The organism is Paracoccus sulfuroxidans, from assembly GCF_007830335.1.
In the GTDB taxonomy this organism is placed as follows: domain Bacteria; phylum Pseudomonadota; class Alphaproteobacteria; order Rhodobacterales; family Rhodobacteraceae; genus Paracoccus; species Paracoccus sulfuroxidans.
In genome coordinates, this window is the sequence record NZ_VLKU01000001.1 from 1 (window position 1) to 24,629 (window position 24,629).

Below are 24,629 nucleotides of genomic sequence, written 5' to 3' on the forward strand. Positions count from 1 at the left end.
ATCAGTTCGATCTCCTCGCGCTGGCGGCCAAGCTCCTGCCGGATCGCCCCGAAAATCGCGGGGTCACGGCTGTCAAGCGTCTCGGTGAAGAATCCTTGCAGGGGGTTTTGTACGTTCATGTTAGCTCCTCTCTAACCGGTCCAGCCCAGGGCTGACGAAATGCAATTCATGGTCTGCATCAGGGGCACTAGGCTGTCGCGTCCGGGGTTGGCGCGATAGTCATGCAAAAGGCTGATCTGCAGATCGTGCACGCGAACAAGATCCTCGCGGACACGGTTGTAATTGGCCGACATGTTCGGGAAACGCTGCCCGATCTGCTGGCCGCCGTTCAGGAAGGTCACCGCGTCACAGGTGTCGGTATATTCCTTGCAGATGCGGCCGAAGATGTCGTCGCGCACCGCCGGGTCCTTGACCAGCGTCGCGTATTTCGCCGCGATCTCCATATCGGCGTGGAAGAGCGATTTCTCGACCTCATCCACGATCAGGCGGAAAACGCGCGATTCCTTGAACATCCGCGCCAGCGTCTCGTCGCCCGCTTCCTGATGGAAGCGGCGATAGTTCGCGACGGCCGCGCCGAAACCATACCAGCCGGTGATCAGCTGGCGGTTCTGCGACCAGGCAAAGACCCAGGGGATGGCGCGCAGATCGTCAAGGCTTTGCGCCCCGAAGCGCCGCGCGGGGCGCGAGCCCATCTTCAGCTTCGCCAGTTCCTCGACCGGGCTCGCCTGCTGGAAATAGTCGATGAAGCCGGGCCGGTGCAGCAACCCGCGATAGGTTGTCTGCGACATGGCGGCCAGAGCCTCCATGGTGTCGTTGAACTCGGCCGAGCCGGGCGCCGCCGCCGTTTGCAGCGATTGCGCCAGAACCGAGGCCGCCAGCCGCTGCAGCTCATGCTGCGCGGTCGCGACATTGGCGAATTTCGCCGAGACGACCTCGCCCTGTTCGGTCGTGCGCAGCTGGCCGTTGACCGTGCCGCTGGGCTGAGCGGCAATCGCCCGTTCCGTCGGCGCGCCGCCACGGCTGACCGAACCGCCGCGACCGTGGAAGAACGAGGGAACCAACCGGTGGCCCGCTAGCACCTTGGTGATGCTGCGTTGCGCCTTTTCCAGCTCCCAGCTGGAGCAGAGGAAGCCGCCGTCCTTGTTGCTGTCGGAATAGCCCAGCATGATCTCGATGCGGCGATTGCCGTCTTCGAGGCTGCGCCGAGCCAGCGGGACGCGCAGCAGCTCGTTCAGGATCTGCGGCGCCGCGCGCAGGTCTTCGATGGTCTCGAACAGGGGCACGACCTTCAGATCGACCCGTTCGACACCGAAACCGGCATAGCGCGCCAGCAGATAGACCCCCAGCAGGTCGTCGCTGGACCGGGTCATCGACAGGATGAACGGCCCGATGGCGCGGGGATCGGCGCTCAGATGCGTCTCATGCATCAGCTTCAGCAGATCCAGCAGCTCATGCGCCTCATCGCCAAGACGGGTACGCTCCATGCGGGGCAGTTCGGGCTGCGACAGTTCGGTCCGCAGGCGCTGCGTCCATTCGGGCGTGCCATAGCTGGGGGCATCCTCGCCCCAGATCTCGCCCAGAACGCGGGTCGTGACCGAAGAGTTCTGGCGCACGTCCAGTGTGAAGGTGCGGAAGCCGAAAACCTCGGTCTGCCAGCGGATCGGACGGATGAACTGGCGCGCCAGATTTTCCGCGCCAATCGCGTCCAGCGCGGTCTCGACCCGGCGCAGCTCGGCGATGAAGTTGCGCACATGCGGATAGGCCAGCGCGGCATTCGTGTCATCCGGAGTGGCGGTCGCGGCCAGACGGCGCTCGATCGCGCTCATCGCCTGACGGAACATCTCGCCAGTGTTGCGCGGCTGCTGGCCCTCGGGCAGGGGGGCCGCGTCGATGACGGCGCGCAGCTCTTCGCGGGCCGTGTCGGCCAGTTGCGAGATGGTGCTGCTGATGCTGAGCCGCTGGGCGGCCAGCGTCACGCTTTGGCGATGCCGCTCGAGGATGGCGGCGCGGGCCTGACGCAGGGCATAGCGGGTCGTGGCCACGGTGACGCCGGGGTTGCCGTCGCGGTCGCCGCCGATCCAGGAATGGAAATGCAGGCAGGGCGTGACCTCGCCATCGGCGCCGAAATGCGTGTCGACCGCCAGCTGATAGCGGCCCGTCACATGGACGGCGGCGTCGTAAAGACTGTCGCGGAAGAACTGCAGGCCCCAGGCGATCTCGTCATTCGGAGAGGGACGCTCAAGCCGCAGTTCGCCCGTCATCCACAGAAGGTCGATTTCGCATTCGATGGCCTGCATCAGCCCGTCGCGTTCGCGGGGCGTCAGCGCCGTATTCTCCAGCTCAACCAGCATGCGATAGATGCGGCGGTGGATTTCCAGAACGGTGACGCGCTTGGCCTCGGTCGGGTGGGCGGTCAGGGTCGGGCCCACCAGAAGGTGACCGGCCGTGGCGCGGAACTGGGGCAGGGGCATGTCGGCCCCTTTTTCCAGCACGCGGGCAAAGCTGCCCTCGACCGCGCCGGGGCCGGTTTCGGCCTCGACCGTGCGACGCAAGCGGGTCGCGACGTTTTCGTCGATGATCCGCAGGATCTGGAACCAGATGTTCAGACCCTGCAGATACTCGGTGAGGTTGGCGGCATCAAGCTGGCCGCCCCCCTCATGCGCAAGGGCTGGCAGGATCTGCGGCGCGCGCCGTTCAAGGACACGCCGCCAGAGCCCGCGCAGGTCATTGCGCAACGCTTCCGCGTATTTATCCTGCCGGGTTTTCTGCATGTTCCCGGTGTCGATCCCAACAGCCCCATCTGCCATCAGTTCACCCGATCGCGCGGTTCGCGCCCTGCAAAGAAGTCTTCCAGATTGTCGATGACCCGGAAGCCCATGGCCTCGCGCGCTTCGCGGGTCGCGCTGCCTAAGTGTGGCAGCATGACCAGACGCTCGCTTTGCTTGAGGTCGGGGTTGATCGTCGGCTCGCCGTCGAAGACGTCCAGTGCCGCGCCGCCGATGGTTTCATACCACAGCGCCTGCGCCAGCGCGCTTTCGTCGATGACCTCGCCGCGCGCCGTGTTGATCAGATAGGCGTCAGGACGCATCAGACCCAGGCGGCGTGCATTGATCAGGTGGCGGTTGGCCGCGCCCCCGGGACAATGCAGCGAGATGAAGTCACATTCCGGCAGCAGCTCGTCGATCGAGGCGATCTGCGTGGCCTTGTTCTGGGCCAGCACCTCGGGGGCGACGGGGCTGCGGTTATAGGCCAGGATCTTCATCCCGAAGCCGTGGTGGGCGCGCCGGGCCATTTCCTGCCCGATGCGTCCGTATCCGATGATCCCCAGGGTCTTGCCCGAGACTTTCGTCCCGACCAGATGCGTCGGACGCCAGCCGGTCCACTCGCCCGCGCGCAGCTCACGTTCGCCTTCGCCGGCGCGGCGCGCCACCATCAGCATCAGCGTCATGGCCAGATCGGCGGTGCATTCGCTCAGCACGTCGGGCGTGTTGGTCACGACAATGCCGTGACCCGAGGCGCGCTCGACGTCGATGTGGCTGAAGCCGACACCGTAATTCGCGAAGATGCGGGTTTGCGGGCGTTCGATCTCCATCGAAGGCGTGCCGAGCTTGTCGGTCACCGTCGGCAGGATCGCATCGTACTGGCCCATGGCAGCCCGAAATTCTTCGGGCTGCATGGGCTTGTCGTCACGGTTCAGCTGAACTTCGAAGAGGTCATTGAGACGCGCTTCGACAGCAGCGGGCCAGCGACGGGTGACAAGAACCCTGGGTTTCGCCATCTTTCCCCCCTGTTTACTGCATGGCCCGGGCGATGGTCTCGCCGATCACAGCCGGGTTTTCCGCAATGGTGACACCGGCAGCGGTCAGGATCTCGACCTTTTCCGAGGCGCTTTCGCCGAAGGCCGAGATGATCGCGCCCGCATGGCCCATGGTGCGGCCTTTGGGTGCGGTCAGGCCCGCGATATAGGCGACGACCGGCTTCGTGACGTGGTCGCGGATATAGTCCGCGGCTTCCGCCTCTTGCGGGCCACCGATCTCACCGATCATGCAGATGATGTGGGTGTCGGGGTCGTTCTCGAACTGCTCGAGGACATCCTTGAAGGACGAGCCGTTGATCGGGTCGCCACCGATGCCGACCGAGGTCGAGATGCCGAGGCCACGCTCTTTCAGCTGCGCTGCAGCCTCATAGCCCAGCGTGCCCGAACGGCCGATGATGCCGACGTTGCCCTGCAGATAGATGTGGCCCGGCATGATGCCCAGCATCGCTTTGCCGGGGCTGATCGTGCCCGCACAGTTCGGGCCGGTCAGCACCATCCGCTTTTCCTTCGGGTAGCGGTACATGTAGCGCTTCACGCGGATCATGTCCTGCGCCGGGATGCCGTCGGTGATGCAGACGCAGTAGCGGATGCCCGCATCGGCGGCTTCCATGATCGAGTCGGCAGCCGAGGGCGGCGGCACGAAGACCAGCGAAGCTTCGGCGCCGGTGGCCTCGACGGCCTCCTTGACGGTGTTGAACACCGGAACGCCTTCACAGGTCTCGCCACCTTTGCCGGGGACGACGCCGCCGACAACATTGGTGCCATATTCGATCATTTCCTTGGTGTGGAAACGGGCCATCTTGCCGGTGATGCCCTGAACGATGACGGGGGTGTCGCTATCCAGAAAAATGCTCATCTCAGACGACTTTCAGATTGGTGTTGCGGGCATTGTCGCTTTTCCATGCAGCGACGACACGTTCAGCGGCCTCGTTCAGCGTGGTGGCGCGGATCAGGGGAAGACCGCTTTGCGCGATGATCTTCTGACCTTCTTCGACATTGGTGCCAGCCAGGCGCACGACCACCGGCACGTCGACCGGGTTTTCGCGCAGAACCTTGACCACGCCCTCGGCCACCCAGTCGCAACGGTTGATACCGGCGAAGATGTTGACCAGCACGGCCTGCACGTTCTTGTCCGACATCACCAGACGGAAGGCTTTCGCCACACGCTCGGGCGTTGCACCGCCGCCGATGTCGAGGAAGTTCGCAGGCTCGCCACCGGCCAGCTTGATCGTGTCCATGGTGGCCATGGCCAGACCGGCACCGTTCACGATGCAGCCGATGTTGCCCTCAAGACCGACATAGGAGAGGCCGCCGTCTGCCGCACGCGATTCACGCGGGTCTTCCTGCGACTTGTCGCGCAACTCGGCCACCTGCGGGTGACGGAACAGAGCGTTGTTGTCGAAGGTCATCTTCGCGTCGAGCGCCAGGATGCGGTCGTCCGAGGTGATCACCAGCGGGTTCACTTCGACCATGGTCGCGTCGAGTTCGCGGAAGGCGCGGTAGCAGCCCTTCAGCGTGCGCACCATCTGCTGGATCATCGCCGGCTTGATGCCAAGCGCGAAGGCGATTTCGCGGCACTGGAATTCCTGCAGACCGACAGCCGGTTCGACCGTGGCGCGCACGATGCTTTCCGGACGCTCGGCCGAGATTTCCTCGATCTCCATCCCGCCTTCACCCGAGGCCACGATCATCACGCGCTGGCTGGCGCGGTCCAGAACGAAGCCCAGATAGATTTCGCGGGCGATCGGCACAGCCGCTTCGACATAGACGCGGTAGATGCCTTTGCCTTCCGGGCCGGTCTGATGCGTGACCAGCTTCTGGCCGAACATCTCTTCGGTGACCTGCTGGATCTCGGTGTCGCTGTTACAGACCTTGACGCCGCCAGCCTTGCCGCGACCGCCTGCATGGACCTGAGCCTTGACGACCCAACGGTCGCCGCCCAGTTCGCGGGCGCGGTAAGCTGCCTGCTCGGGGCTGTAGGCCAGCGCGCCCGGTGCGATTCCGACCCCGAAATTATTCAGGATCTCTTTCGCCTGATACTCATGAATGTCCATCTAATCCTCCTCCCAAAGGGTGCAATTACTCGGCGGCGACAGCGGTCTTGTAGTGACGCTCAAGGCCAGCCATGACGGTCTGCATGTCGATATTGGCGCCCATGGCCGACATCTCGTCAGCGAAGCGCTGCACGATCTCGGTGATGGCGCGCTGGTTCAGCAGGTTCAGGATGCCGATGCGGACCTGGACGGGCTCGGACAGCGTCGGCCAGATGCCGAAGCCTTTCGAGCGGCAGGTCTGGACCAGTTCCTGTTCGCGGCCAGCAAGGCCATCGGGCAGGTTCAGAACGACCAGCGAGGTCATGTCCGAGGTCACCTTGCAACCCATCGCGGTCACGGCTTCACGCAGCGCGGCCTCGTGGAACGCATAGTCGCGGGCGCGCTTGGCCACGGTCTGCTGCAGCGTGATGCGCAGCGCTTCGTGGAAGGCGCAGACGGCATAGGCGCTGTGGGTGCGGTGATAGGTGCCTTTTTCGACGTCCTTGCCGTCGACGATGCCCCAGTGACGCGCTTCCAGGATCGGGTGGTGCACGAAGGTACGGGTCCCGGTCTTGCGCAGGTTCGCGATATAGCGGTCCGAGAAGGACACCGGCGCATAGGTCAGCGGCAGACAGCAGATGCCCTTCTGCGGGCAGGAGGCCCAACCATGGACGCCCGGGAAATCATCGATGGCGAAATCTTCGACGCCCAGCGACGACACGGCGTCGACCAGACCCATCACGTCATGCTTTTCACAGGCATCCGAGAAGCCGCGGATGTCGTTGATGCGGCCCGAGCCGGTTTCCCAATGCGCCATGGCGGCCCATTTCGGCTTGTGCTCGGCCAGCGCCTTCTCGACGATCTCGCCGGTGACCGACTGGCCATGCGGGACGTTGATGATGGTGACCGAGGCGGGCTGGGGGTCCAGCGGGTTCGCGGCCAGCTCCTCGGCGGTCGAGGCTTTCATGCGGACGGTCAGCCCGTCGATGCCCGAGAAGGTGCCGTTCACGAACATCACCACCTTGTCGCCGGGCAGAACGGCGCTGAACAGCGTATCAAGGCCGCTCCAGCCGGTTCCGGCCACGCCGAAGGTGTAGACATTCCTGGTCCCCATGACTTCGCGCAGCATCAGCTTGCACTCGACCATGCCGCGCAGGACGTCTGCCTGCATGTGGTCGGCCACGCCTGCACTGGCAAAACGCTGCAGGACTCGCGGATCGGTGTTGCCGGGCCCCGGACCTGCTGCCAGCGTCGGGGGGATCTCAAGCTGCCCGAAGATCGTTGCTTCAGTCATCGTTGTTTCCCTTTGATCTACTAAACTGAATGACAGGAAAAACCTTAACGGGCCTTTCAACAACGTCAGTTGCTCCTGCTTTTTGATATTTCTTTTGGTAGGAAATCGACTATACTAATGGGTAGTTCTGCGACTTTTCGCGGAGACATGCCTACCTAAATGGGTGGTTTTAGGGGCGAAATGAACAACTCTGGGACGAAAGATTCGGTAATTTCGATCATGCTGGCCGACAGCAACCCGCTGGTTCTCAGCGCGATGGCCGAGGTGTTCGAGCGTCATCCGCGATTCTCTCTGGTCGCGACGGCCTCGACGGCCGAGGGCTTTCTGGGAACGGCCATGCGGGTTCCGGCGCAGGTGGGCGTGATCGACTGGAACCTGCCGATTCTGGGCGGCGCGCGGCTGCTTGAGGTGCTGCGCGAACAGGAGCACGCGCCGCGCATCGTGGTTTACGCCGATGAGGGCAGCGATGCGCATCTGGGCGCGCTTGGGGCAGGGGCGGCGGGATTCGTCGCCCGCAACGGCCCGGTCGAGGCGCTGCTGGAGACCTGCGCCTCGGTTGCGGCGGGGCGGATGATCTTCCCCTATCTAGACGTTCGGCAGTTGCAGAACGACCCGATGAACATGCTCTCGAAACGCGAGACGAAGATGCTCGAGGCGTTGGCGACCGGGATGACGAACCGTGAACTGGCCCAGCAATTCGGCATCACCACCAACACCGTGAAGTTCCACCTGTCGAACCTTTACGACAAGCTGGCGGTGAAAAACCGGGCTCAGGCCATCGCGTTTTTCTATTCCAACAACCAGGGCCGAAAGCCCGACACAAGTGGCAGATGATATGAGACTTAAGTCGTCTGCGGAATAATAGTTCGCGGTTCTTTATTGACAGGAAAGAAAGTTGCTCCCTTCCTTGCGGGGATTTCAACAACCCGGCAGGAGCACCCAAAAGATGAGCTTCCATCCTATTGAACAAGCCCAGGCACGCCTGAATCGCAGCGAGCTGGCCGTCCCCGGCAGCCAGCCCAACATGTTCCAAAAAGCAGCGGAATCAGACGTTGACGTGATCTTCCTCGACCTCGAGGACGCAGTTGCGCCCGATGAAAAGGCGCAGGCGCGCAAGAACATCATCAAGGCCCTGAACGAGATCGACTGGGGCAAAAAATCGATGTCCGTGCGAATCAACGGCCTCGACACCCACTACATGTATCGCGACGTCGTCGACGTCGTGGAACAGGCGGGCGAGCGTCTGGACCTGATCATGATCCCGAAAGTGGGCACCGCCGCCGACGTCTATGCCGTCGACATGATGGTGACGCAGATCGAGGATGCGAAGGGCTATAAAAAGCGCATCGGTTTCGAGCACATCATCGAAACCGCGCTTGGCATGCAGAACGTCGCGGCCATCGCCGGCGCTTCGAAGCGCAACGAAAGCCTGCATTTCGGCGTTGCCGACTATGCGGCCTCGACCCGTGCACGCACCACCGTCATCGGCGGCGTGAACGAGCATTACTCGGTCCTGACCGATCCGGCGGCCGATGGCTCGCGTCAGATCCATTGGGGTGACATGTGGCACCACGCGCTGGCGACCATGGTCGTCGCCGCCCGCGCGAACGGCCTGCGCCCGATCGACGGTCCCTTCGGCAACTTCCAGGACCCGGATGGCTACAAGGCCGCCGCTTATCGCGCCGCCGTTCTGGGCTGCGAAGGCAAATGGGCGATCCACCCCAGCCAGATCGCTCTGGCGAACGAAGTGATGAGCCCCTCGGCTGCTGAAGTCGAGCGTGCTGAAAAGATCCTGAAGGCGATGGCGGAAGCCGAAGCCGCAGGCAAAGGCGCGGTGTCGCTGGACGGCCGCCTGATCGACTACGCGTCGATCCGTCAGGCTGAAGTGCTGGTCCAGAAGGCTCGTCAGATCGCCGCCTGAGGCCTAGATCTGAGTGAAAATGACTGGCCGGAGCATCGCTGCTCCGGCCAATCTGCGTTTGACCGTCGATTAGGGTCGCCGCTTATGGCGATCCCGAATCTGACGCGAACCCGCTATTAACTTCTATTATAATATATATTAAACAACTAACTATCTACGTATTCTGAAGTAAATTGTAGGTACTGTTCCAGTGCTCACGGCGGGCGGGACCGCGCCCATCAACCCATTCCCTCCCGGTCAGAGCTTGAATCGCCCGCCCCGGCGGGGAATATGCAGAGGCGATTGCGGGACGAAAGCAAAGGGACGACCTTCAGATGAGCGGTCAGGATGCCGGGAAAGACGATGCGCAGGCCCTGAAGGCAGAGCTTAAAGCCCAAGAGCGCGCCAACCGTCAGGCTGCGAACAAGGCCGAGCGTGAGGCGCGGCGCGAAGAGAATAAGGCCAAGCGTCAGGCCCAACGCAAGCCCGCTGCACCGGCCCGTACCGAAGCGCCGAAGCCCCGCGTCAAGCGCAAGCCCGCCGCGCTGCCCCCTCCCGCCATCCAGACCCGGCCTTTCAACATCCTGCTGGTCGGGCAAAACGGCGCGATTGGCCGTCAGGCGGCGATCTTTGCCGCGAGCCTTCGGCGCAACTCGCCGCAGTGGCAGGGCAGGCTGATCGTGGCCGAGCCGCAGAACGACGGCGCCTGGTCGGACGCGCAGGTGCGCATGACGCAGCCGACCCGCGATGCGCTGACCGCTTTCGGGGCGGAAATCCTGCCCTTCACCGCCCAGCATTTCGGCCGCTCTTATCCCTATGGCAACAAGATCGAGGCGCTTGCGGTCCTGCCCGCGGATGAGCCCTTCATCTTCTTTGACAGCGACACGCTGGTGACCGGCCCGCTGGAAAGCCTGGCACTGGATTTTGCGCGCCCCTCGGCCTCGATGCGCCGCACGGGGACCTGGCCGCAGCCGCCGCTTTACGGCCCCGGTTTCTCGGGTATCTGGAAATCGCTCTATGACCGGTTCGGCCTCGATTTCGCCTCGACGCTGGACCCCAGCCAGCCCGATGAGCATTGGGAGCATTACCTCTACTTCAACGCAGGCTGGTTCTTCGGGCCGGACCCCGCTGAATTCGGTCGCCGCTTCCTCGCATGGGCGCGCGCCGTCCGGGACGAGCCGGGCGATGCGCTGGCCTGCCAGAGCCTCGATCCGTGGCTTGATCAGGTGGTGCTGCCGCTGGTCATCCATTCCTTGGGCGGCGGGCGTCCCGATGCGGCCCTCGACGGTCTCGACGGGGCGGTCACCTGCCACTACCGCAACCTGCCGCTGATGTACGCGCGCGAGAATGAGCAGGTCCTAGATACCTATGAGGCCGTGACGCGTGACCCCGCGATTGCCCCCTTGATGCAGGGCGATGAAGAGTTTCGCCGCGTGGTCACCGAACAGGGTGGGCGCGATGTGATCCGTCCGATGTTCGAGGCCGAGATCGACGCCATGCCCGAAAACCTGCTGCGCCACCGCCTGCGCAAAGAGGGCTGGTGGTTCTGACGCCCACGCCCCGGAAATAAAAAGGCCCGCTGTTTTCAGCGGGCCTTTGTCACTCAGCGCAGGCTCAGGGCCTCATCGCAGCGGGCGCAGGTGCCCGGATGCTTATGCTCGCCCACATCGGGCAGGATCTTCCAGCAGCGCTGGCATTTCTCGCCTTCGGCGGTCTCGAAGACCACGCCGACGCCCGGCACCTCGGCCAGACGGAACGCTTCATTCGGGGCCGGATCGCCGGTCAGCACCAGATCCGAGGTGATGCAGACGGTGGCGAAATCGACCGATTGCAGCGCCGCCAGCACCGGGGCATCCTCGACATGGATCACCGGTGCCGCCTCCAGCGACGAGCCGATGACCTTGTCCGCCCGCTTCAGCTCCAGCGCCGCCGTGACCACGCGCCGCGCCCGGCGGATCGCGTCCCATTTCTGAGCCAGAGGCTCGTTCAGCCAGGCGGCAGGCGTCACCGGGAAGTCGTGCAGATGCACGCTGTCATCCTCGCCCGGGAAGCGGCTCAGCCAGACGTCCTCCATGGTGAAGGGCAGGATCGGCGCGAGCCAGGTCACCAGACGCTGGAACAGGATGTCCAGCACTGTGCGCACCGAACGCCGCTCCAGCCCCGAAGGCGCGTCGCAGTAAAGCGCGTCCTTGCGGATGTCAAAATAGAAGGCCGACAGATCGGTGGTCGCGAACTGGAAAAGCGTCTGGAACACGCCCTGGAAGTCATAGGCGTCATAGCCCTTGCGCAATTGCTGATCCAGCTGCGCCAGACGGTGCAGCACCCATTGCTCCAGCTCGGGCATGTCCTTGGGCTCGACGCGCTCGGCCTCGGTGAACCCGTCGAGGTTCCCCAGCACGAAGCGCAGCGTGTTGCGCAGACGGCGATAGCTGTCGGCGGTGCCCTTCAGGATCTCTTTGCCGATGCGCAGATCGGCGGTGTAATCCGATTGGGCGACCCAAAGACGCAGGATATCCGCGCCATATTCCTTGATGACATCGGCGGGCGAGACGGTATTTCCCAGCGATTTGGACATTTTCATGCCCTTCTCATCCAGGGTGAAGCCATGCGTCAGCACGCCGCGATAGGGCGCGCGGCCCCGCGTCGCACAGGCCTGCAACATCGAGGAATGGAACCAGCCGCGATGCTGGTCGGTGCCCTCAAGATACAGATCCGCAATCCCGTCGGGCGAGCCATCGGCCCGGTCACGGATCACGAAGGCATGGGTCGAGCCGGAGTCGAACCACACATCCAGCACGTCCATGACCTGAACGTAATCCTCGGGCGCGGCAACGCCCTCCAGCATGCGGGCCTTGAAGTCCTCGGCATACCAGGCATCGGCACCGTCCTTCTCGAAGGCGGCGATGATGCGGTCGTTGACGCGCTGGTCGCGCAGCAGGAAGTCCTCGGCATCGGGCTTGGCACCCTTGCGCACGAAGACGGTCAGCGGCACGCCCCAGGCGCGTTGACGCGAGAGCACCCAGTCGGGCCGGTGCTCGATCATCGAGAACAGACGGTTCCGCCCGGTCTGCGGCGTCCAGCGCACCAGCTTGTCGATCGAGGTCAGCGCACGGCTGCGGATCGTCGTGCCATATTCGTCCATGCCATCGCCCAGCACCTTGTCGATGGCGGCGAACCACTGCGGCGTGTTGCGATAGATCAGCGGCGCTTTCGAGCGCCAGCTGTGCGGGTAGCTGTGCTTGATCTTGCCCTTGGCCAGAAGCCCGCCCGACCAGGCCAGCTGCTTCAGGACCGAGACATTGGCCGGGCCCTCGCCCCCTTCCGGGGTGATGATCGCCTGCCCGCCGAACAGCGGCAGATCGGGGCGATAGCTGCCGTCCGGCTCAACGTTATAGGTCATCGGCAGGCCGAACTTCAGACCCAGCTGATAGTCGTCATCGCCATGCGACGGCGCGGTATGGACAAAGCCCGTGCCCGCGTCATCGGTGACGTGATCGCCCGGCAGCAGCGGGACGTCATAATCCCATTCGCCATTGCCACCCTCGACGCCACGGAACGGATGCGACAGCACCAGCCCCTCCATATCGGCGGCGGTGACATCGGCGAGGCGGGTAAAGCTTTCGACCTTCGCGGCCTTCATCACCGCCTCGGCCAGCGCATCGGCCACAACGATCAACTCACCCGCCTTGGCGGTCGCATTCTCGGCCACCTCGCCCAGCTCATAGAGCCCATAGGCGATCTCGGGGTGATAGGCGACGGCGCGGTTCTGCGGGATGGTCCAGGGCGTCGTGGTCCAGATCACCACGCTCGCGGGCTTCTTCGTTGCAAAAATACCCTGCGACGTCTCCACCGGGAATCGCACCCAGATCGTGTGGCTGGTGTGGTCGTGATATTCGACCTCGGCCTCGGCCAGCGCGGTCTTCTCGACCGGAGACCACATGACCGGCTTCGACCCCTGATAGAGGCTGCCGTTCATCAAAAGCTTCATGAACTCGGCCGCGATCACCGCCTCGGCGTGATAGTTCATCGTCAGGTACGGATCGTCCCATTTCCCGGTCACGCCCAGACGCTTGAACTCTTCACGCTGCGTCTCGACCCAGCCCTCGGCGAATTTGCGGCATTCCTGACGGAACTCGACGATATCGACATCGTCCTTGTTCTTCTGCTTCAGGCGGTATTGCTCTTCGATCTTCCATTCGATCGGCAGGCCGTGGCAGTCCCAGCCCGGCACATAGCGGGCGTCGCGGCCCATCATCTGCTGGCTGCGGGTGATGAAATCCTTCAGCACCTTATTCAGCGCATGCCCGATGTGCAGGTTGCCGTTCGCATAGGGAGGGCCGTCATGCAGGATGAAGGGCGAGCGGCCCTTCTCGCGGCGCAGGCGGTCATAGATGCCCAGACGCTCCCAGCGGGCCAGCCATTCGGGCTCGCGCTGCGGAAGGCCTGCGCGCATCGGAAAATCGGTTTCGGGAAGAAACACCGTGTCACGGTAATCGGGCGCGGCGGTGTCGGTCTTGGTGTCGCTCATCAGGCGGGAATCCTTCGGTTGCAGGGCAGGCGCGCTTTACCCGACGGCGAGGATCCCCTGCGCCGCCGGGACACTAATTCGATGAATCCGGTCCATGCTGAACATGGTTGGGTTTATATGAACTCGGCCCCCGACCTGCAAGCGGTCTGGCCGGTATTGTCAGATGCGGTGCCGCGCACCCTTGCGAGCGCGCGCGCCATGCGGCAAGCGGTTCGCATGGGACAGAAAATCGCCATAGCCGGGGCCGGGATCGGCGGCCTTGCAACCGCCGTGCTGGCAGCGCGGGACGGGCATGAGGTCACGGTCTTCGACCAGTTCGACGCGCCCCGGCCGGTCGGCTCGGGTCTGGTCATCCAGCCGGTCGGGCTTGCGGTGCTGGATCTGATCGGCGCGGGTGCGAATGCCCGCGACTGGTCCAGCCCCATCCGCCGCATGCAGGGGCATGAGGCGCGGCGCGGGCGGGTGGCGCTGGATGTCTCTTACCCCAAGGACGCGCCCGGTCGCGGCATCCACCGCGCGAGCCTTTTCGAATCCCTCTGGCGGCAGGCCCGGGCCGAGGGCCTGACCGTCGTCACCTCGGCGCGGGTGACCTCAGCCCCGCAGGACGGTCGCTGCCGCCGGGTCCTCTTGGAGGACGGGCGTGATTTCGGCCCCTTCGACCTGATCATCGACGCCAGCGGTGCAGGCTCAGCCCTCTCGCCGCTCAGGTCGCGCCCGCTGCGCTTCGGCGCGGTCTGGGGCACCGTTCCCTGGCCCGAGCAGACCGCCTTCTGCCGCGAAAGGCTGCGGCAATGCTATCTGGGCGCCAACCACATGATCGGTATTCTGCCCATCGGGCAACGCCCGGACGACCCCCAGCCCATCGCCGCCGTCTTCTGGTCGCTGCCGCAGGACCGCATCGCCGAATGGCAGGTCGCGCCGGTTGAGGCGTGGAAGCGGCAGGCGGAACGCCTCTGGCCGCAGATGGCACCGTTCCTGCAGACGATCCGCACGACCGCTGATATGACGCCCGCGCGCTACAGCCACGGCACGCTGATCCGGCCGCACGCGCCCGGCCTTGTCCATCTGGGCGACGCCGCCCATCGCGCCAGCCCGCAACTGGGGCAGGGGGCGAATATGGCGCTTCTGGATGCCCTCGCGCTGGTCACCGCGCTTCGCAGTGGCCCCGAGGATGCGCTGGCCGATTTCGCCCACATCCGGCGCTGGCATGTCTGGATCTATCAGACGATGAGCGCCTTCCTGACCCCGCTTTATCAATCCGACAGCCGCGTCCTGCCCTTGTTACGCGACCGCCTTCTCGCACCCGTCTCGGGCCTGCCGGTCGTGCGGGGCATGCTGACGCGCCTTGTCGCGGGCGACCTGATCCCGCCGCTCTCTGGTCTGCGCCTGCCTTAGGGCAGGGCGCGGCAAGTCGCCGCCTTGCGGGCGCTGCCCGGTCGCGCCATATCCATCGACATGAGCCTTTCGCGTTTCGATATCACGGCAGAAGAAATCGACCAGGTGGTCGCGGTCTTCTATTCCGCCGTCCGCCGGCACGAGGTGCTGGGCCCGGTCTTCGCCCGCCATGTCGACGACTGGCCCGCGCATGAGGAAAAGATCTGTCGCTTCTGGCGCAATGCGATCCTTTATGAGCGCAATTATGACGGCAACCCGATGCGTACACATCTGGCGGCGGGCGATGTGAAAGCCGATCATTTCGCCCCTTGGCTGATGCTCTTTGACGAAACCCTGCGCCGGGTCCTGCAGCCCGAAACGGCGCGCGCATGGTCGGCCCTGGCCCATCGCATCGGCGCGGGCCTGCGCATGGGGGTCGAGGATATTCGCGCCCCCCGCAGCGGTCCGCCGATCTTGCGCTAGCACCCCTACGGGTGTAAACAAAACGGGAACAGTCCGGGAGGCCCTCATGCAGATCGACTATCTGGAATTCTCCTCGCCCGAGCTTCAGAAGACGCAAGGCTTCTTTGCCAAAGCCTTCGGCTGGGACTTTGTCGACTACGGCCCCGAGTATCAGGAGATCTCGGGCGCGGGCCTGACCGGAGGCATTGCCGCAGGCCCCACGCGTGCACCGCTGGTCATCCTGAAAACCGATGATCTTGAGGCGGCGCTGGCCCGCGTCGAAGCGGCGGGCGGTCAGATCACCAAGCCCATCTTCGCCTTCCCCGGCGGACGCCGCTTCCAGTTCCTCGAGCCCGGCGGGACCGAAATGGCGGTCTGGTCCGAGGCCTAAAGCGGGTCGCGTGGCGGCCGGGGCTTATAGACCGGCAGCCGCCAGCCGCAGGTCATGCTGCCCGCCCTGAGCGCGATCACCACGGCCGAGCAGACGAGCAGGGCAATCGGACGGGCGACATCCAGTTGCAGCAAGATGACCGCCGCCAGCGCGCCCGCAAAGGCGGCGGTGATGTAAAGCTCGCCCTGCTTCAGGATCAGCGGCACCTCGTTACTGACCACGTCCCGCATCAGCCCGCCCATCGTGCCCGTGGTCATCCCCATCACCACGATGACCGTCGGGCTGACCTCCATGCTCAGCGCCACGCCCACCCCGGCGGGAACGGCCACTGCCAGCGCCATGGCATCCAGCCATAACAAGGCCTTGTAGCGGCTTTCCAGAAGATGCGCGGTGACAAAGACCAGTACGGCCGAGCCCGCGGTCAGCAGGATCAGCTCGGGCCGGTCGACCCAGAAGACCGGCAGGCGCCCCAGCATCAGATCGCGCATGGTGCCGCCGCCGATCCCGGTCAGCGTGGCAAAGAAGATGAAGCCGACCAGATCCAGCTGCCCCCGGCTCGCAACCAGCGCGCCGGTCAGCGCAAAGATGAAGACGCTGGCATAGTCCAGAAACGAGACCAGAAGCCCGATCTGTGTCATCCTGCCTTGGCCGGTTTGTAAGGTGCCATGCCGGCGCGGGCCAGCTCATCTGCGCGTTCGTTTTCGGGGTGGCCGGCATGGCCCTTGATCCATTCCCAGCGAACCTGATGGCGCGCCTGCGCGGCATCCAGACGCTGCCACAGATCGACATTCTTCACCGGCTTCTTGTCGGCGGTGCGCCAGCCGTTGCGCTTCCAGCCGTGCATCCATTGCGTGACGCCGTTCTTCACATAGGCGCTGTCGGTCGTCAGGGTCAGCGCGCTGGCGCGCGTCAGCACCTCCAGCGCCGAGATCGCCGCCATCAGCTCCATGCGGTTGTTGGTGGTGTCCGGCTCGCCGCCCGAAAGCTCGCGCTCCTTGACGATGGTGTCGCCATCCATGGCGCGCATCAGCACGCCCCAGCCTCCGGGGCCGGGGTTGCCGCTGCAGGCGCCATCGGTCCAGGCGTGAAGTTCCGTCATTCTTGCAATCCCGTCAGGCGCGCGCCAGCGCCAGTTTCAGCCCCAAGGCCCCGAATGAGGCCGCAAACGCCCGACGGATCCAGCGCATCGCCCGCGCCGATCCCAGCAGCGCATCGCGCCCGCTGGCCGCCAGGGCCGCATAGCCCAGAAAGGTCAGGAAGGTGACCAGCGAAAACACCGCGCCCAATTCGGCCATCAGCGGCAGGCCGGAACCGGCGGCCATGAATTGCGGCAGAAACGCCATGAAGAACAGCGGCAGCTTCGGGTTCAGGATGTTCAAAAGCACCCCGCGCCAGACGATCCGCCCCAGCGGCGCAGGTTCTGCGGGCGCGACCGACATGCTGCCCCGATCCTGCAACACCGCCCAGGCCATCCACAGCAGATAGGCCACGCCCATCAGCTTCACCGCCTGAAACAGAACCGCACTGGTGTGCAGCACCGCCGCCAGCCCGGCCATGGCGACGATCATGTGGAATATCGTGGCGATGGTGCAGCCGATGGCCGCCCAGAAGCCCGCCCGCATCCCGCCGCCCAGCGTCATCGAAAGCGTATAGACCACCCCGATCCCCGGAGAGACACAGACGATGAAGGCCGTCAGCAGATAATCCCAGCTCATCCGTCCAACCCTTTATATCCGGGCAGGGCGGCAATGCGCCCCAGCCAGCGATTGACCCCGGGAAAACGCTGCATCTCGAAACCGCCGCGCGACCCCGCCGTATGGGTATAGGCGTAAAGCGTCAGATCGGCGAGCGTCAAGCTTTCCCCGACCAGCCAGTCATGGCGCGCCAGCCGGTCCTCCATGATCTGCAACAGCGCATGCCCGCGCTCCAGCAACTCGGCCAGCCGCTCGGGCGTCGCCAGCGCGCGCCGCGCAGGATAGAACTGCAGCGCCCCCCGAACCGCGACGACCCCCTCATGCTGGTTCTGCTCCCAGAACATCCAGGCCAGCATCTCGGCGCGGGTAAACGCATCACACGGCACCAGTGCCGACCCTTCCCCCAGCCACATCAGGATCGCATTCGATTCCGGCAGCAAGCGCCCGTCATCCAGCTCCAGAACCGGAGCCTTGCCAAAGGGCAACCGCCCCTCCGCCCTGGCCTCCGCCAGCGCAACCGAGCTGTCCTCGACATCGACGATCTGGCACTCCCGCCCCAGCAGCGCCATGAGCAGCCGCACCTTGTAGCTGTTTCCGGATGAGGGCATCGAATAAAGCTTCACGGACGGGTCTCCATCTTTCATGTCGAAATATCCCGGGGGAGGCCCGCAGGGCCGGGGGCAGAGCCCCCTCTCGCTCACCTCGGCAAAGCGATCACGCCTCGCGCAGAACCCGCGGCACCTTGAATTCGACCCGCTCCAGCGCCGTCTCGACCAGCTCGACCGTCAGATCATAGCGCTGCCGGAAGGCGTCGACGACCTCATCGACCAGAACCTCGGGCGCGCTCGCCCCGGCGGTGACGCCGACCGCACGCGCACCCTCGATGGCGCGCCAGTCGATCTCATCGGCGCGCATGACAAGCTGCGAATAGGCACATCCGGCGGCACTTCCCACCTCGACCAGACGGCGCGAGTTCGAGCTGTTCGGTGCCCCGATCACCAGCAGCGCCTCGATCCGGTCGGCAATCGCCTTGACGGCCGCCTGCCGGTTCGTGGTGGCATAGCAGATGTCTTCCTTGGCCGGGCCGATGATGGCGGGAAAGCGCGCCTGAAGGGCCGCGACGATCTCGGCGGTGTCATCGACCGACAGCGTGGTCTGGGTGATGAAGGCAAGACGCGCGGGATCGCGCGGCACGACGCCCGCCACATCCGCGACGGTCTCGACCAGCAGAACCTCGCCCTGCGGCAACTGTCCCATGGTGCCCAGAACCTCGGGGTGACCGGCATGGCCGATCATGACCATCTGCAGGCCCTCGGCATGGTGACGCTCGGCCTCGACATGGACCTTGCTGACCAGAGGGCAGGTCGCATCGACAAAGACCATGTCGCGGCGGCGCGCCTCGGCGGGGATCGCCTTCGGCACACCATGGGCCGAGAAGATCACCGGGCGGTCATCGGGGCATTCGTCCAGCTCCTCGACAAAGACCGCGCCCTTGTCGCGCAGCCCGTCGACGACGAATTTGTTGTGCACGATCTCGTGGCGCACATAGACCGGCGCGCCCCATTTCTGCAGCGCGAGTTCGACGATCTTGATGGCCCGGTCGACACCGGCGCAAAAGCCGCGCGGGGCGGCCAGATAGAGGGTCAGGGGCGAAAGCGTGCTCATGCCTCTGACCTACCCTTGGGCGTGGGCCACTGCAAGGCGGCGGGCTGATCCAAAGGACCGATCACGCTCATTTGCCCTCGAACGAGGTCAGCACATGGACATCCTGCCCCAGTTCTTCCAGCAGCGCGCGGCCCCCCAGATCCGGCAGGTCGATGACGAAGGCGCAGCCGATGACCTCGGCGCCCAGCCGCTCGCACAGCGAGATCCCGGCGGCAGCAGTCCCGCCCGTCGCCAGCAGGTCGTCGACGATCAGAACGCGATTGCCGGGCACCAGCGCGTCGTCATGGATCTCCATCACGCCCTCGCCATATTCCAGCTTGTAGGTCTGGCTGACGACAGCACCGGGCAGCTTGCCCTTCTTGCGGATCGGCACGAAGCCCACGGACAGCTGATGCGCAATCGCGCCGCCCAGAATGAAGCCCCGCGCCTCAAGCCCCACGACCTTGTCGATCGCAAGCCCGGCATAGGGGGCCAGCAACTGGTCGACCGCCATCCGGAACCCACGCGCATCGGCAAACAGCGTGGTCACATCGCGGAAGATGATGCCCTCATGCGGGAAGTCATGGATCGTGCGGATATAGTCGCGGACGGTTCTGGTGTCGCGGGTGAAGCCGTTTCTGGCCGTGCTCATGGGCGTTCCATTTCGAAGGTCGAGGTGGTGGTCGTGTAATCCTTGTAGCCCAGCCGCGAAAGCCATCCATTGGCGCGCAGGTCGAACCGGCCATCGACAATGCAATCCTCGCGCAGATGGATGCCGGTGACGACGCCAAGGACCATCCAGTTCGCATCGCCCGCCAGCCGCAGGATCCGCGTCATGCGGCATTCGAGCGATGCTGCCGCATGGGCAACGCGGGGGCAGTCGATGGTCTCGCATTCGGCCGAGGCGATGCCGGCTGCCTCGAATTCGCTGACACCGGCAGGCAGGGCGGCCGAGCTTGCGTTCACCTGATCGCGCATCGCGCCATCGGCGATATTGACGCAGAAGACGCGCGATTCGGCGATCTGCGCCACGCTGTCCTTGGTCTGCGGGCGGTCGGGCTTTGACGAGGTCGAGGCGAACATGATCTGCGGCGGCACATAGGCCACGAGGTTGCAGAAGGAATAGGGCCCCAGATTGTCGCCAAGCGCACCGCGCGATGAAATCCAGCCGATGGGTCGCGGCGCGACGATGGCGTTCAGCGGATTATGGGGCAGGCCGTGCCCTTCCTCGGGTCGATAGAACATGGGGATCTCGCGACGTTTGGGTCGCTTTGGTCTGCCTGTGCTTCTCGGTCACGTCAAGACGCAGCGATTTTATCGTCACATGGTCGTGCGGGATGTTTAATACCGTGCAACTGCATGTTATCGGGCAACGCTGCCCTCACACCGCGTTGGAGCCGTGGCCCGGATGTATGAGCTTTGCCCCGAGACCGCTGACGACATTCATGAGGTCGAGGCCCTTCTGGACCTGTGCTTTGCGCCGGGCCGGACGGCGCTCTCCTCGTACCGGTTGCGGGACGGCGTGCCGCCCGTCTCGGCGCTGTGCCTTGTGTTGCGTAACGAAATGGACGTGCTGGTCGGCTCGATCCGCTATTGGCCGGTTCGGATCTCGGGCCGCTCGGTTCTGCTGCTCGGGCCGGTGTCGGTCCACCCGACCACGCAGGGCGAGGGGCTGGGCGCGTTCCTGATGCGCGAAAGTCTGGAAAAGGCCCGTGAGATGGGCTGGGCGCGCGTCATGCTGGTCGGTGATCTGCCGTATTATCAGCGCTTTGGCTTTAATAAGCTCGAAGGTGTCGAGATGCCGCCGCCCACCAACCCCGAACGTGTGCTGGGGTTGGAGTTGCAGCCCGGCGCATGGGAGGGCGTGACCGGTCTGGTTGAGCGTGAGACGGCACCGGACGTTCTGGCGGGACTGGAAGAGATCGCCGAAACGCCCGGGCTGCGCGGAAGCTGTGAAGAGGTCGAGCCCTCGCAGGCCAACCTCTCCAAAGGTTGAACTTATTCCGTGGCTTCCGAGGTGTATTTGAAGTCGTCTGGATGGTTCGTGACGCTGCCCGTCAGCGTTGCGTAAAGCAGGGTCTTGCCGTCGATCGACTCGGCATTGCCGCCGATGTTCAGCCATTCCAGTTTTTCGCTGGCACCGTCGTTTTCGCTGGTCGAAAGTACCCCGTACATCACCTTCTCTTGCGGCTCATAGAGCACCGCCATCGCATTCGCGCCGCAATCATGCTGCTTGCAGGCCGACATGGCGAGATAGGTTTTCCCGTCGAACGAGACCTCATCGCCCTCGGAGGTCACGGCATTCGCAGCGATCCAGTCGGGCATCTGGTGATCTGCGGCCATCTTGTCGAAGGCCTCTTTCATCGCGCTGTCGGTCGCCAGATCGGCCAGCGAAGGCTTGGCATCCTGCGCGAAAACTGGGGCAGTGGTCAGCAGGATTGCGACGGCGGTTGCGATCATTCTCATCTTGGGTCCTTCGGGTTGTTCGATGTGCAGGCTGTTGGCTGCTAAGGGAACTTGCAAGGCGGGGGATTGTTTCCCCCTGCAGAGTACACAGATTCATGATGGGACCGCTTCTGGTCCCGGGCCGGTATCCTGCGGGCAGGGAAACCCGGCGCCACAATCGCCCAGGCAGAGTTGATGAACCGCAACGTACCCGCCAGGAAAGCCCCGGTCGTCCTTCCTCCGATCGACGATCCCACCGTTCACGCCGAGATTGCGCGTCTGGCACGGCGCTACAAGGATGCGGGCGGTCTGGGGATGGAGATCCTGAACACCATCGGCGGCAAGGCCGAAGGGCTGATCGAGCGTCTGCCCGAGCCGGTGCGCAGCCGCATCGACCGGATTACCACGGCAGGGCTCAACGGTGCCTTTGATGCGGCCACCCGGACGCGGCGGCTGGTCAAGGACCGGGGCGACTGGTTCAACCGGTTGCTCTCGACAGCCTCGGGGGCGATTGGCGGCTTTGCCGGGATCGCGGGGGCGTCGCTGGAACTGCCGGTGACGATTACGCTGCTGCTGCGCGCGATCCTCGACATCGCAGCCGAGCATGGGTTCGACCCCGACAGCGATGAGGTGCGGGCCGAGGCGCTGCGTGTCTTTGCCTCGGCGGGTCCGCTGGCCGATGACGATGGCGCCGATCTGGGCCTACTGGCCGCGCGCATGTCGATCACCGGCACGACGCTGCAGGGGCTGATCACCAAGGTTGCGCCGAAACTGTCTGCGACCATGGCGCAGAAACTGGCGGCACAGGCGACGCCGGTGCTGGGCGCGGCGGCGGGGGCGGCGATCAACTACAGCTTCACCCGCTATTATCAGGAACTCGCACGGGTGAACTTTGGCCTGATGCGACTTGCGCGCGAAACCGGCCTGCCGCGCGAGGCGCTGGTCGAAGCGCTGGAGCTGCGCATGCGCCAGCTCGACGGCAAAGAGCGCCGCTCGGCCTAATCCTCGGTCTCGATTGCCAGTTGCAGCCCGGCGACGGGCGCGTCCAGATGGTCGATCCCCAGCGGGGCCGAGGGGCGCGCCAGCCGGGATTTCACGATCCAGTGCAGCCGTTCCTGCGCGCGGGTGATCGCCACATAGGCCAGCCGCTTCCACAGCGGAATGCCCGCCTCGGTGCGGTTCGACCATGCGGCGGCAGAGATGTCCGGCGCAAAAACCTGCACATCCGGCCATTGCGAGCCCTGCGCCTTGTGGATCGTCACCGCCGCACCATGCAGGAAGGTCGCGCCCATGCGCGCGGCATAGGGGATGAAGGGTTCCTCGACGTCGGGGGCCTCGATCTTGATGATGCTGGCGGCCGAGAGGCGCGGATCTTCGGCCCCCACCACATGCAGGCGCGAGAAGCCGGGCTTGCGCCCCGGTCCCAGATAGACGACCTGCGCGCCCTTGATCAGCCCGCGCGCCTCAAGGTCGATGCGTTTCTTGCGATGCTTGAGCGGCAGTTCCAACCCGTCGCAGATCAGCGGCTCGCCCGGCAGAAGCGCGTCGCCCGGCGCGCCATAGGCGGCGCGGAAGGCCTGGATCAGCTTGATCCGCGTCACATTGCGCCAGACCAGCACCGGGCTTTGCGCCATCAGATCGCTTTCCACACGCTCGGCCCAGATGACACGGGGGTCGCGGGCGGCGGCCTGCCGGACCATCCGCTCGAACCCGTCGAATTCCAGTTCCGGATCGGCTAGCGCATGGGCGAGGTCCAGAATCGGGCTGTCGTCGCTTTGCCGGTGGATGCGGTTCAGGACCAGCCGCTGCGAGGGGGCAAGCTTGTCGAAGACCATCTCGCCCGATTGACCCACGGGGGCCAGCTGGGCCGGGTCGCCGAAGAGGATCAGCACCGGGAAGATCTCGCGCAGATCCTCGAACTGGCGCTGGTCCAGCATCGAGGCCTCGTCGATCAACCCGATGTCCAGCCCGTCCTCGCGCCGCTTCCAGCCGCGAATGAAGTCCGAGCCGCGCAAACCCGCCGCCGCCAGCGCCCCGGGAATCGAGGCGTGCTGGTCATAGAAGGCCTTGGCGCGGTCCAGCGCCTCATCGGTCAGTTCGGGGATCTGCGGCCGCTCGCCCACGCCCGTCAGCCATTCGGCGATGCGTTCGTATTCGGGGTCATAGATCGGGGTGTAAAGGATGCGGTGGATCGTCGTCGCGGGCACGCCGCGCATGCGCAGAACGAAGGCCGCCTTGTTCGTGGGCGCAAGAATCGCGGCGGTGCGCTGATCCTTGCGGCGCTTGGCCTCATAATCGCCCGAGATGATGTCGACGCCCGCCTCGCGCAGCACGCGCGAGAGTTCCGCCAGCAGGAGCGTCTTGCCCGAGCCCGCCTTGCCGATCACTGCCATGACCCGGGCCTTGCCGGGCTGCGGCGGCAGGATCTCTTCCGTGGTCAGGTCGATGCCGTTTTCGGCCAGCACATCGGCCAGCGCATCCCAGGCTTCGGCCTGGTCGGAGGAGAGGACAGGAAGGCTCATGCTTCGTCTGTTAGCCCGGCAGGCCCCGGTTCGAAAGGGCAAACCGCCTCAGCTGCGTTCATCCTTGGGCGATCCCATGACCACATGGGTGGTGATGGTCGAGATCAGGGGGAAATCGCCCAGCACATCGGTGTGGAAGCGCTTGTAGGCGTCAAGGTCGGGCACTTCGATCCGCAGCAGGTATTCGGCGGCACCGGTGATGTTGTGGCATTCGCGGACCTGCGGGGCGGCCAGGCAGGCGCGCTCGAACGCCTTCTGCGCCTCGGTCGAGTGACGTGCGAGGCCCACCGTCACATAAGCGGTGAAGCCGTTCCCGCGCGACTGTGGGCTGACGATGGCGCGGTAACCCGCGATGATGCCCCGCCGCTCAAGATCCTGCACCCGGCGCAGGCAGGCCGAGGGCGAAAGCCCCACTTCGTTGGCAAGCTGTTGATTCGGAATGCGACCGTCATGCGACAGGATCTGCAATATCTTGCGGGATATCAGGTCCAGTTCGCTTTGAAATTGCGCCATATCGGGGTCTCG

24 protein-coding genes are annotated in these 24,629 nt (G+C 64.7%); 8 read left to right on the plus strand and 16 right to left on the minus strand.

All coding sequences use genetic code 11. From position 1 onward, the window contains the following. Positions 1-131: 131 nt before the first annotated feature. The 5 genes from IQ24_RS00005 to IQ24_RS00025 are packed head-to-tail and all read right to left on the minus strand — an operon-like array spanning position 132 to position 7,144. Positions 132-2,807 carry a phosphoenolpyruvate carboxylase gene (locus tag IQ24_RS00005; protein ID WP_242007839.1) on the minus strand — a complete coding sequence of 892 codons (2,676 nt, stop codon included), beginning with the start codon at positions 2,805-2,807 and terminating at the stop codon, positions 132-134. Continuing rightward, the gene (locus IQ24_RS00010; RefSeq protein WP_145395665.1) at positions 2,807-3,778 is read right to left on the minus strand and encodes a 2-hydroxyacid dehydrogenase; all 972 of its coding nucleotides are present in this window, start codon (positions 3,776-3,778) and stop codon (positions 2,807-2,809) included. The genes IQ24_RS00005 and IQ24_RS00010 overlap by 1 nt, the downstream gene beginning before the upstream one ends. Before the next feature lie 13 nt (positions 3,779-3,791). Beyond that, positions 3,792-4,673 (minus strand): succinate--CoA ligase subunit alpha, encoded by an 882-nt coding sequence (gene sucD / locus IQ24_RS00015; protein WP_145395666.1) that lies wholly within the window; start codon positions 4,671-4,673, stop codon positions 3,792-3,794. A gap of 1 nt (position 4,674) precedes the next feature. Next, on the minus strand, positions 4,675-5,871 hold the full coding sequence (locus IQ24_RS00020) for a malate--CoA ligase subunit beta (protein WP_145395667.1): 1,197 nt from the start codon (positions 5,869-5,871) through the stop codon (positions 4,675-4,677). 25 nt (positions 5,872-5,896) lie between these two features. After that, a complete protein-coding gene (locus IQ24_RS00025) occupies positions 5,897-7,144 on the minus strand; it encodes a pyridoxal-phosphate-dependent aminotransferase family protein (RefSeq protein WP_145395668.1) in 1,248 nt (415 codons plus the stop codon). A 180-nt stretch (positions 7,145-7,324) separates the two neighbouring features. Here IQ24_RS00025 and IQ24_RS00030 point away from each other — a divergent pair, with 180 nt between their 5' ends. The 3 genes from IQ24_RS00030 (at position 7,325) to IQ24_RS00040 (ending at position 10,594) form a co-directional block, all read left to right on the plus strand. Beyond that, the gene (locus IQ24_RS00030; RefSeq protein ID WP_242007840.1) at positions 7,325-7,978 is read left to right on the plus strand and encodes a response regulator transcription factor; all 654 of its coding nucleotides are present in this window, start codon (positions 7,325-7,327) and stop codon (positions 7,976-7,978) included. Positions 7,979-8,090: 112 nt separating this feature from the next. Beyond that, positions 8,091-9,065 carry an HpcH/HpaI aldolase/citrate lyase family protein gene (locus IQ24_RS00035; RefSeq protein ID WP_145395669.1) on the plus strand — a complete coding sequence of 325 codons (975 nt, stop codon included), beginning with the start codon at positions 8,091-8,093 and terminating at the stop codon, positions 9,063-9,065. 314 nt (positions 9,066-9,379) lie between these two features. Then, positions 9,380-10,594, plus strand: a complete 1,215-nt coding sequence (locus IQ24_RS00040; RefSeq protein WP_242007841.1) for a hypothetical protein — start codon at positions 9,380-9,382, stop codon at positions 10,592-10,594. Between the two features lie 53 nt (positions 10,595-10,647). On the opposite strand, the gene ileS is transcribed toward IQ24_RS00040, so the two are convergent. Beyond that, positions 10,648-13,572, minus strand: a complete 2,925-nt coding sequence (gene ileS, locus IQ24_RS00045; RefSeq protein WP_145395670.1) for an isoleucine--tRNA ligase — start codon at positions 13,570-13,572, stop codon at positions 10,648-10,650. A gap of 216 nt (positions 13,573-13,788) precedes the next feature. On the opposite strand from ileS, the gene IQ24_RS00050 reads away from it, so the two are divergent. From IQ24_RS00050 to IQ24_RS00060, 3 genes are read left to right on the plus strand one after another with little or no spacing between them, the layout of a single operon-like run. Further along, the gene (locus IQ24_RS00050) at positions 13,789-14,967 is read left to right on the plus strand and encodes an FAD-dependent oxidoreductase (RefSeq protein ID WP_145395671.1); all 1,179 of its coding nucleotides are present in this window, start codon (positions 13,789-13,791) and stop codon (positions 14,965-14,967) included. A 60-nt stretch (positions 14,968-15,027) separates the two neighbouring features. Next, on the plus strand, positions 15,028-15,429 hold the full coding sequence (locus IQ24_RS00055; RefSeq protein WP_145396116.1) for a group III truncated hemoglobin: 402 nt from the start codon (positions 15,028-15,030) through the stop codon (positions 15,427-15,429). Positions 15,430-15,475: 46 nt separating this feature from the next. Beyond that, positions 15,476-15,799 (plus strand): VOC family protein, encoded by a 324-nt coding sequence (locus tag IQ24_RS00060; RefSeq protein ID WP_145395672.1) that lies wholly within the window; start codon positions 15,476-15,478, stop codon positions 15,797-15,799. Here the strand turns inward: IQ24_RS00060 and IQ24_RS00065 are convergent. The 7 genes from IQ24_RS00065 to IQ24_RS00095 form a co-directional block, all read right to left on the minus strand. Beyond that, on the minus strand, positions 15,796-16,437 hold the full coding sequence (locus IQ24_RS00065) for a trimeric intracellular cation channel family protein (protein ID WP_145395673.1): 642 nt from the start codon (positions 16,435-16,437) through the stop codon (positions 15,796-15,798). The genes IQ24_RS00060 and IQ24_RS00065 overlap by 4 nt on opposite strands. Continuing rightward, complete coding sequence (gene rnhA / locus IQ24_RS00070) at positions 16,434-16,898, minus strand: ribonuclease HI (protein WP_145395674.1); 465 nt, start codon at positions 16,896-16,898, stop codon at positions 16,434-16,436. Before rnhA ends, IQ24_RS00065 begins: the two co-directional genes overlap by 4 nt. Positions 16,899-16,911: 13 nt before the next feature. Further along, positions 16,912-17,514 carry a LysE family translocator gene (locus IQ24_RS00075; RefSeq protein WP_145395675.1) on the minus strand — a complete coding sequence of 201 codons (603 nt, stop codon included), beginning with the start codon at positions 17,512-17,514 and terminating at the stop codon, positions 16,912-16,914. Then, positions 17,511-18,116, minus strand: a complete 606-nt coding sequence (locus IQ24_RS00080) for a glutathione S-transferase family protein (RefSeq protein WP_145395676.1) — start codon at positions 18,114-18,116, stop codon at positions 17,511-17,513. The genes IQ24_RS00075 and IQ24_RS00080 overlap by 4 nt, the downstream gene beginning before the upstream one ends. 91 nt (positions 18,117-18,207) lie before the next feature. Beyond that, positions 18,208-19,158, minus strand: a complete 951-nt coding sequence (ispH, locus tag IQ24_RS00085) for a 4-hydroxy-3-methylbut-2-enyl diphosphate reductase (RefSeq protein ID WP_145395677.1) — start codon at positions 19,156-19,158, stop codon at positions 18,208-18,210. A gap of 67 nt (positions 19,159-19,225) precedes the next feature. Beyond that, on the minus strand, positions 19,226-19,789 hold the full coding sequence (locus tag IQ24_RS00090; protein ID WP_145395678.1) for an adenine phosphoribosyltransferase: 564 nt from the start codon (positions 19,787-19,789) through the stop codon (positions 19,226-19,228). After that, entirely contained in the window at positions 19,786-20,382 is a 597-nt protein-coding gene (locus IQ24_RS00095) for a flavin reductase family protein (RefSeq protein ID WP_145395679.1), read from the minus strand. The genes IQ24_RS00090 and IQ24_RS00095 overlap by 4 nt, the downstream gene beginning before the upstream one ends. 163 nt (positions 20,383-20,545) lie before the next feature. On the opposite strand from IQ24_RS00095, the gene IQ24_RS00100 reads away from it, so the two are divergent. Further along, positions 20,546-21,133 carry a GNAT family N-acetyltransferase gene (locus IQ24_RS00100; protein ID WP_145395680.1) on the plus strand — a complete coding sequence of 196 codons (588 nt, stop codon included), beginning with the start codon at positions 20,546-20,548 and terminating at the stop codon, positions 21,131-21,133. A 2-nt stretch (positions 21,134-21,135) separates the two neighbouring features. Here the strand turns inward: IQ24_RS00100 and IQ24_RS00105 are convergent, their stop codons facing one another. Beyond that, complete coding sequence (locus tag IQ24_RS00105; RefSeq protein ID WP_145395681.1) at positions 21,136-21,603, minus strand: Ivy family c-type lysozyme inhibitor; 468 nt, start codon at positions 21,601-21,603, stop codon at positions 21,136-21,138. A gap of 174 nt (positions 21,604-21,777) precedes the next feature. Between IQ24_RS00105 and IQ24_RS00110 the strand changes: the two genes are divergently transcribed. Then, positions 21,778-22,584: an EcsC family protein gene (locus tag IQ24_RS00110; RefSeq protein ID WP_145395682.1), complete on the plus strand. Its 807-nt coding sequence runs from the start codon at positions 21,778-21,780 to the stop codon at positions 22,582-22,584. Here IQ24_RS00110 and IQ24_RS00115 read toward each other — a convergent pair. Then, positions 22,581-24,104, minus strand: coding sequence for an ATP-dependent DNA helicase (locus IQ24_RS00115; RefSeq protein ID WP_145395683.1), 1,524 nt, complete (start codon positions 24,102-24,104; stop codon positions 22,581-22,583). The two genes, IQ24_RS00110 and IQ24_RS00115, sit on opposite strands and share 4 nt — an antisense overlap. 48 nt (positions 24,105-24,152) lie before the next feature. After that, entirely contained in the window at positions 24,153-24,617 is a 465-nt protein-coding gene (locus IQ24_RS00120) for an Lrp/AsnC family transcriptional regulator (RefSeq protein ID WP_145395684.1), read from the minus strand. Between the last annotated feature and the right edge of the window lie 12 nt (positions 24,618-24,629).

Bases quoted from the DNA above. Each gene is read 5' to 3' on its own strand.
- IQ24_RS00060 (WP_145395672.1), top strand. From the start codon at position 15,476: ATGCAGATCGACTATCTGGAATTCTCCTCGCCCGAGCTTCAGAAGACG.
- IQ24_RS00095 (WP_145395679.1), bottom strand. From the start codon at position 20,382: ATGTTCTATCGACCCGAGGAAGGGCACGGCCTGCCCCATAATCCGCTG.
- IQ24_RS00105 (WP_145395681.1), bottom strand. From the start codon at position 21,603: ATGAGAATGATCGCAACCGCCGTCGCAATCCTGCTGACCACTGCCCCA.
- IQ24_RS00110 (WP_145395682.1), top strand. From the start codon at position 21,778: ATGAACCGCAACGTACCCGCCAGGAAAGCCCCGGTCGTCCTTCCTCCG.
- IQ24_RS00090 (WP_145395678.1), bottom strand. From the start codon at position 19,789: ATGAGCACGGCCAGAAACGGCTTCACCCGCGACACCAGAACCGTCCGC.
- IQ24_RS00035 (WP_145395669.1), top strand. From the start codon at position 8,091: ATGAGCTTCCATCCTATTGAACAAGCCCAGGCACGCCTGAATCGCAGC.
- IQ24_RS00050 (WP_145395671.1), top strand. From the start codon at position 13,789: ATGGGACAGAAAATCGCCATAGCCGGGGCCGGGATCGGCGGCCTTGCA.
- IQ24_RS00025 (WP_145395668.1), bottom strand. From the start codon at position 7,144: ATGACTGAAGCAACGATCTTCGGGCAGCTTGAGATCCCCCCGACGCTG.
- ileS (WP_145395670.1), bottom strand. From the start codon at position 13,572: ATGAGCGACACCAAGACCGACACCGCCGCGCCCGATTACCGTGACACG.
- IQ24_RS00065 (WP_145395673.1), bottom strand. From the start codon at position 16,437: ATGACACAGATCGGGCTTCTGGTCTCGTTTCTGGACTATGCCAGCGTC.
- IQ24_RS00075 (WP_145395675.1), bottom strand. From the start codon at position 17,514: ATGAGCTGGGATTATCTGCTGACGGCCTTCATCGTCTGTGTCTCTCCG.
- IQ24_RS00010 (WP_145395665.1), bottom strand. From the start codon at position 3,778: ATGGCGAAACCCAGGGTTCTTGTCACCCGTCGCTGGCCCGCTGCTGTC.
- IQ24_RS00030 (WP_242007840.1), top strand. From the start codon at position 7,325: ATGAACAACTCTGGGACGAAAGATTCGGTAATTTCGATCATGCTGGCC.
- IQ24_RS00040 (WP_242007841.1), top strand. From the start codon at position 9,380: ATGAGCGGTCAGGATGCCGGGAAAGACGATGCGCAGGCCCTGAAGGCA.
- IQ24_RS00005 (WP_242007839.1), bottom strand. From the start codon at position 2,807: ATGGCAGATGGGGCTGTTGGGATCGACACCGGGAACATGCAGAAAACC.
- IQ24_RS00020 (WP_145395667.1), bottom strand. From the start codon at position 5,871: ATGGACATTCATGAGTATCAGGCGAAAGAGATCCTGAATAATTTCGGG.
- IQ24_RS00055 (WP_145396116.1), top strand. From the start codon at position 15,028: ATGAGCCTTTCGCGTTTCGATATCACGGCAGAAGAAATCGACCAGGTG.
- sucD (WP_145395666.1), bottom strand. From the start codon at position 4,673: ATGAGCATTTTTCTGGATAGCGACACCCCCGTCATCGTTCAGGGCATC.
- IQ24_RS00115 (WP_145395683.1), bottom strand. From the start codon at position 24,104: ATGAGCCTTCCTGTCCTCTCCTCCGACCAGGCCGAAGCCTGGGATGCG.
- IQ24_RS00100 (WP_145395680.1), top strand. From the start codon at position 20,546: ATGTATGAGCTTTGCCCCGAGACCGCTGACGACATTCATGAGGTCGAG.
- rnhA (WP_145395674.1), bottom strand. From the start codon at position 16,898: ATGACGGAACTTCACGCCTGGACCGATGGCGCCTGCAGCGGCAACCCC.
- IQ24_RS00120 (WP_145395684.1), bottom strand. From the start codon at position 24,617: ATGGCGCAATTTCAAAGCGAACTGGACCTGATATCCCGCAAGATATTG.
- ispH (WP_145395677.1), bottom strand. From the start codon at position 19,158: ATGAGCACGCTTTCGCCCCTGACCCTCTATCTGGCCGCCCCGCGCGGC.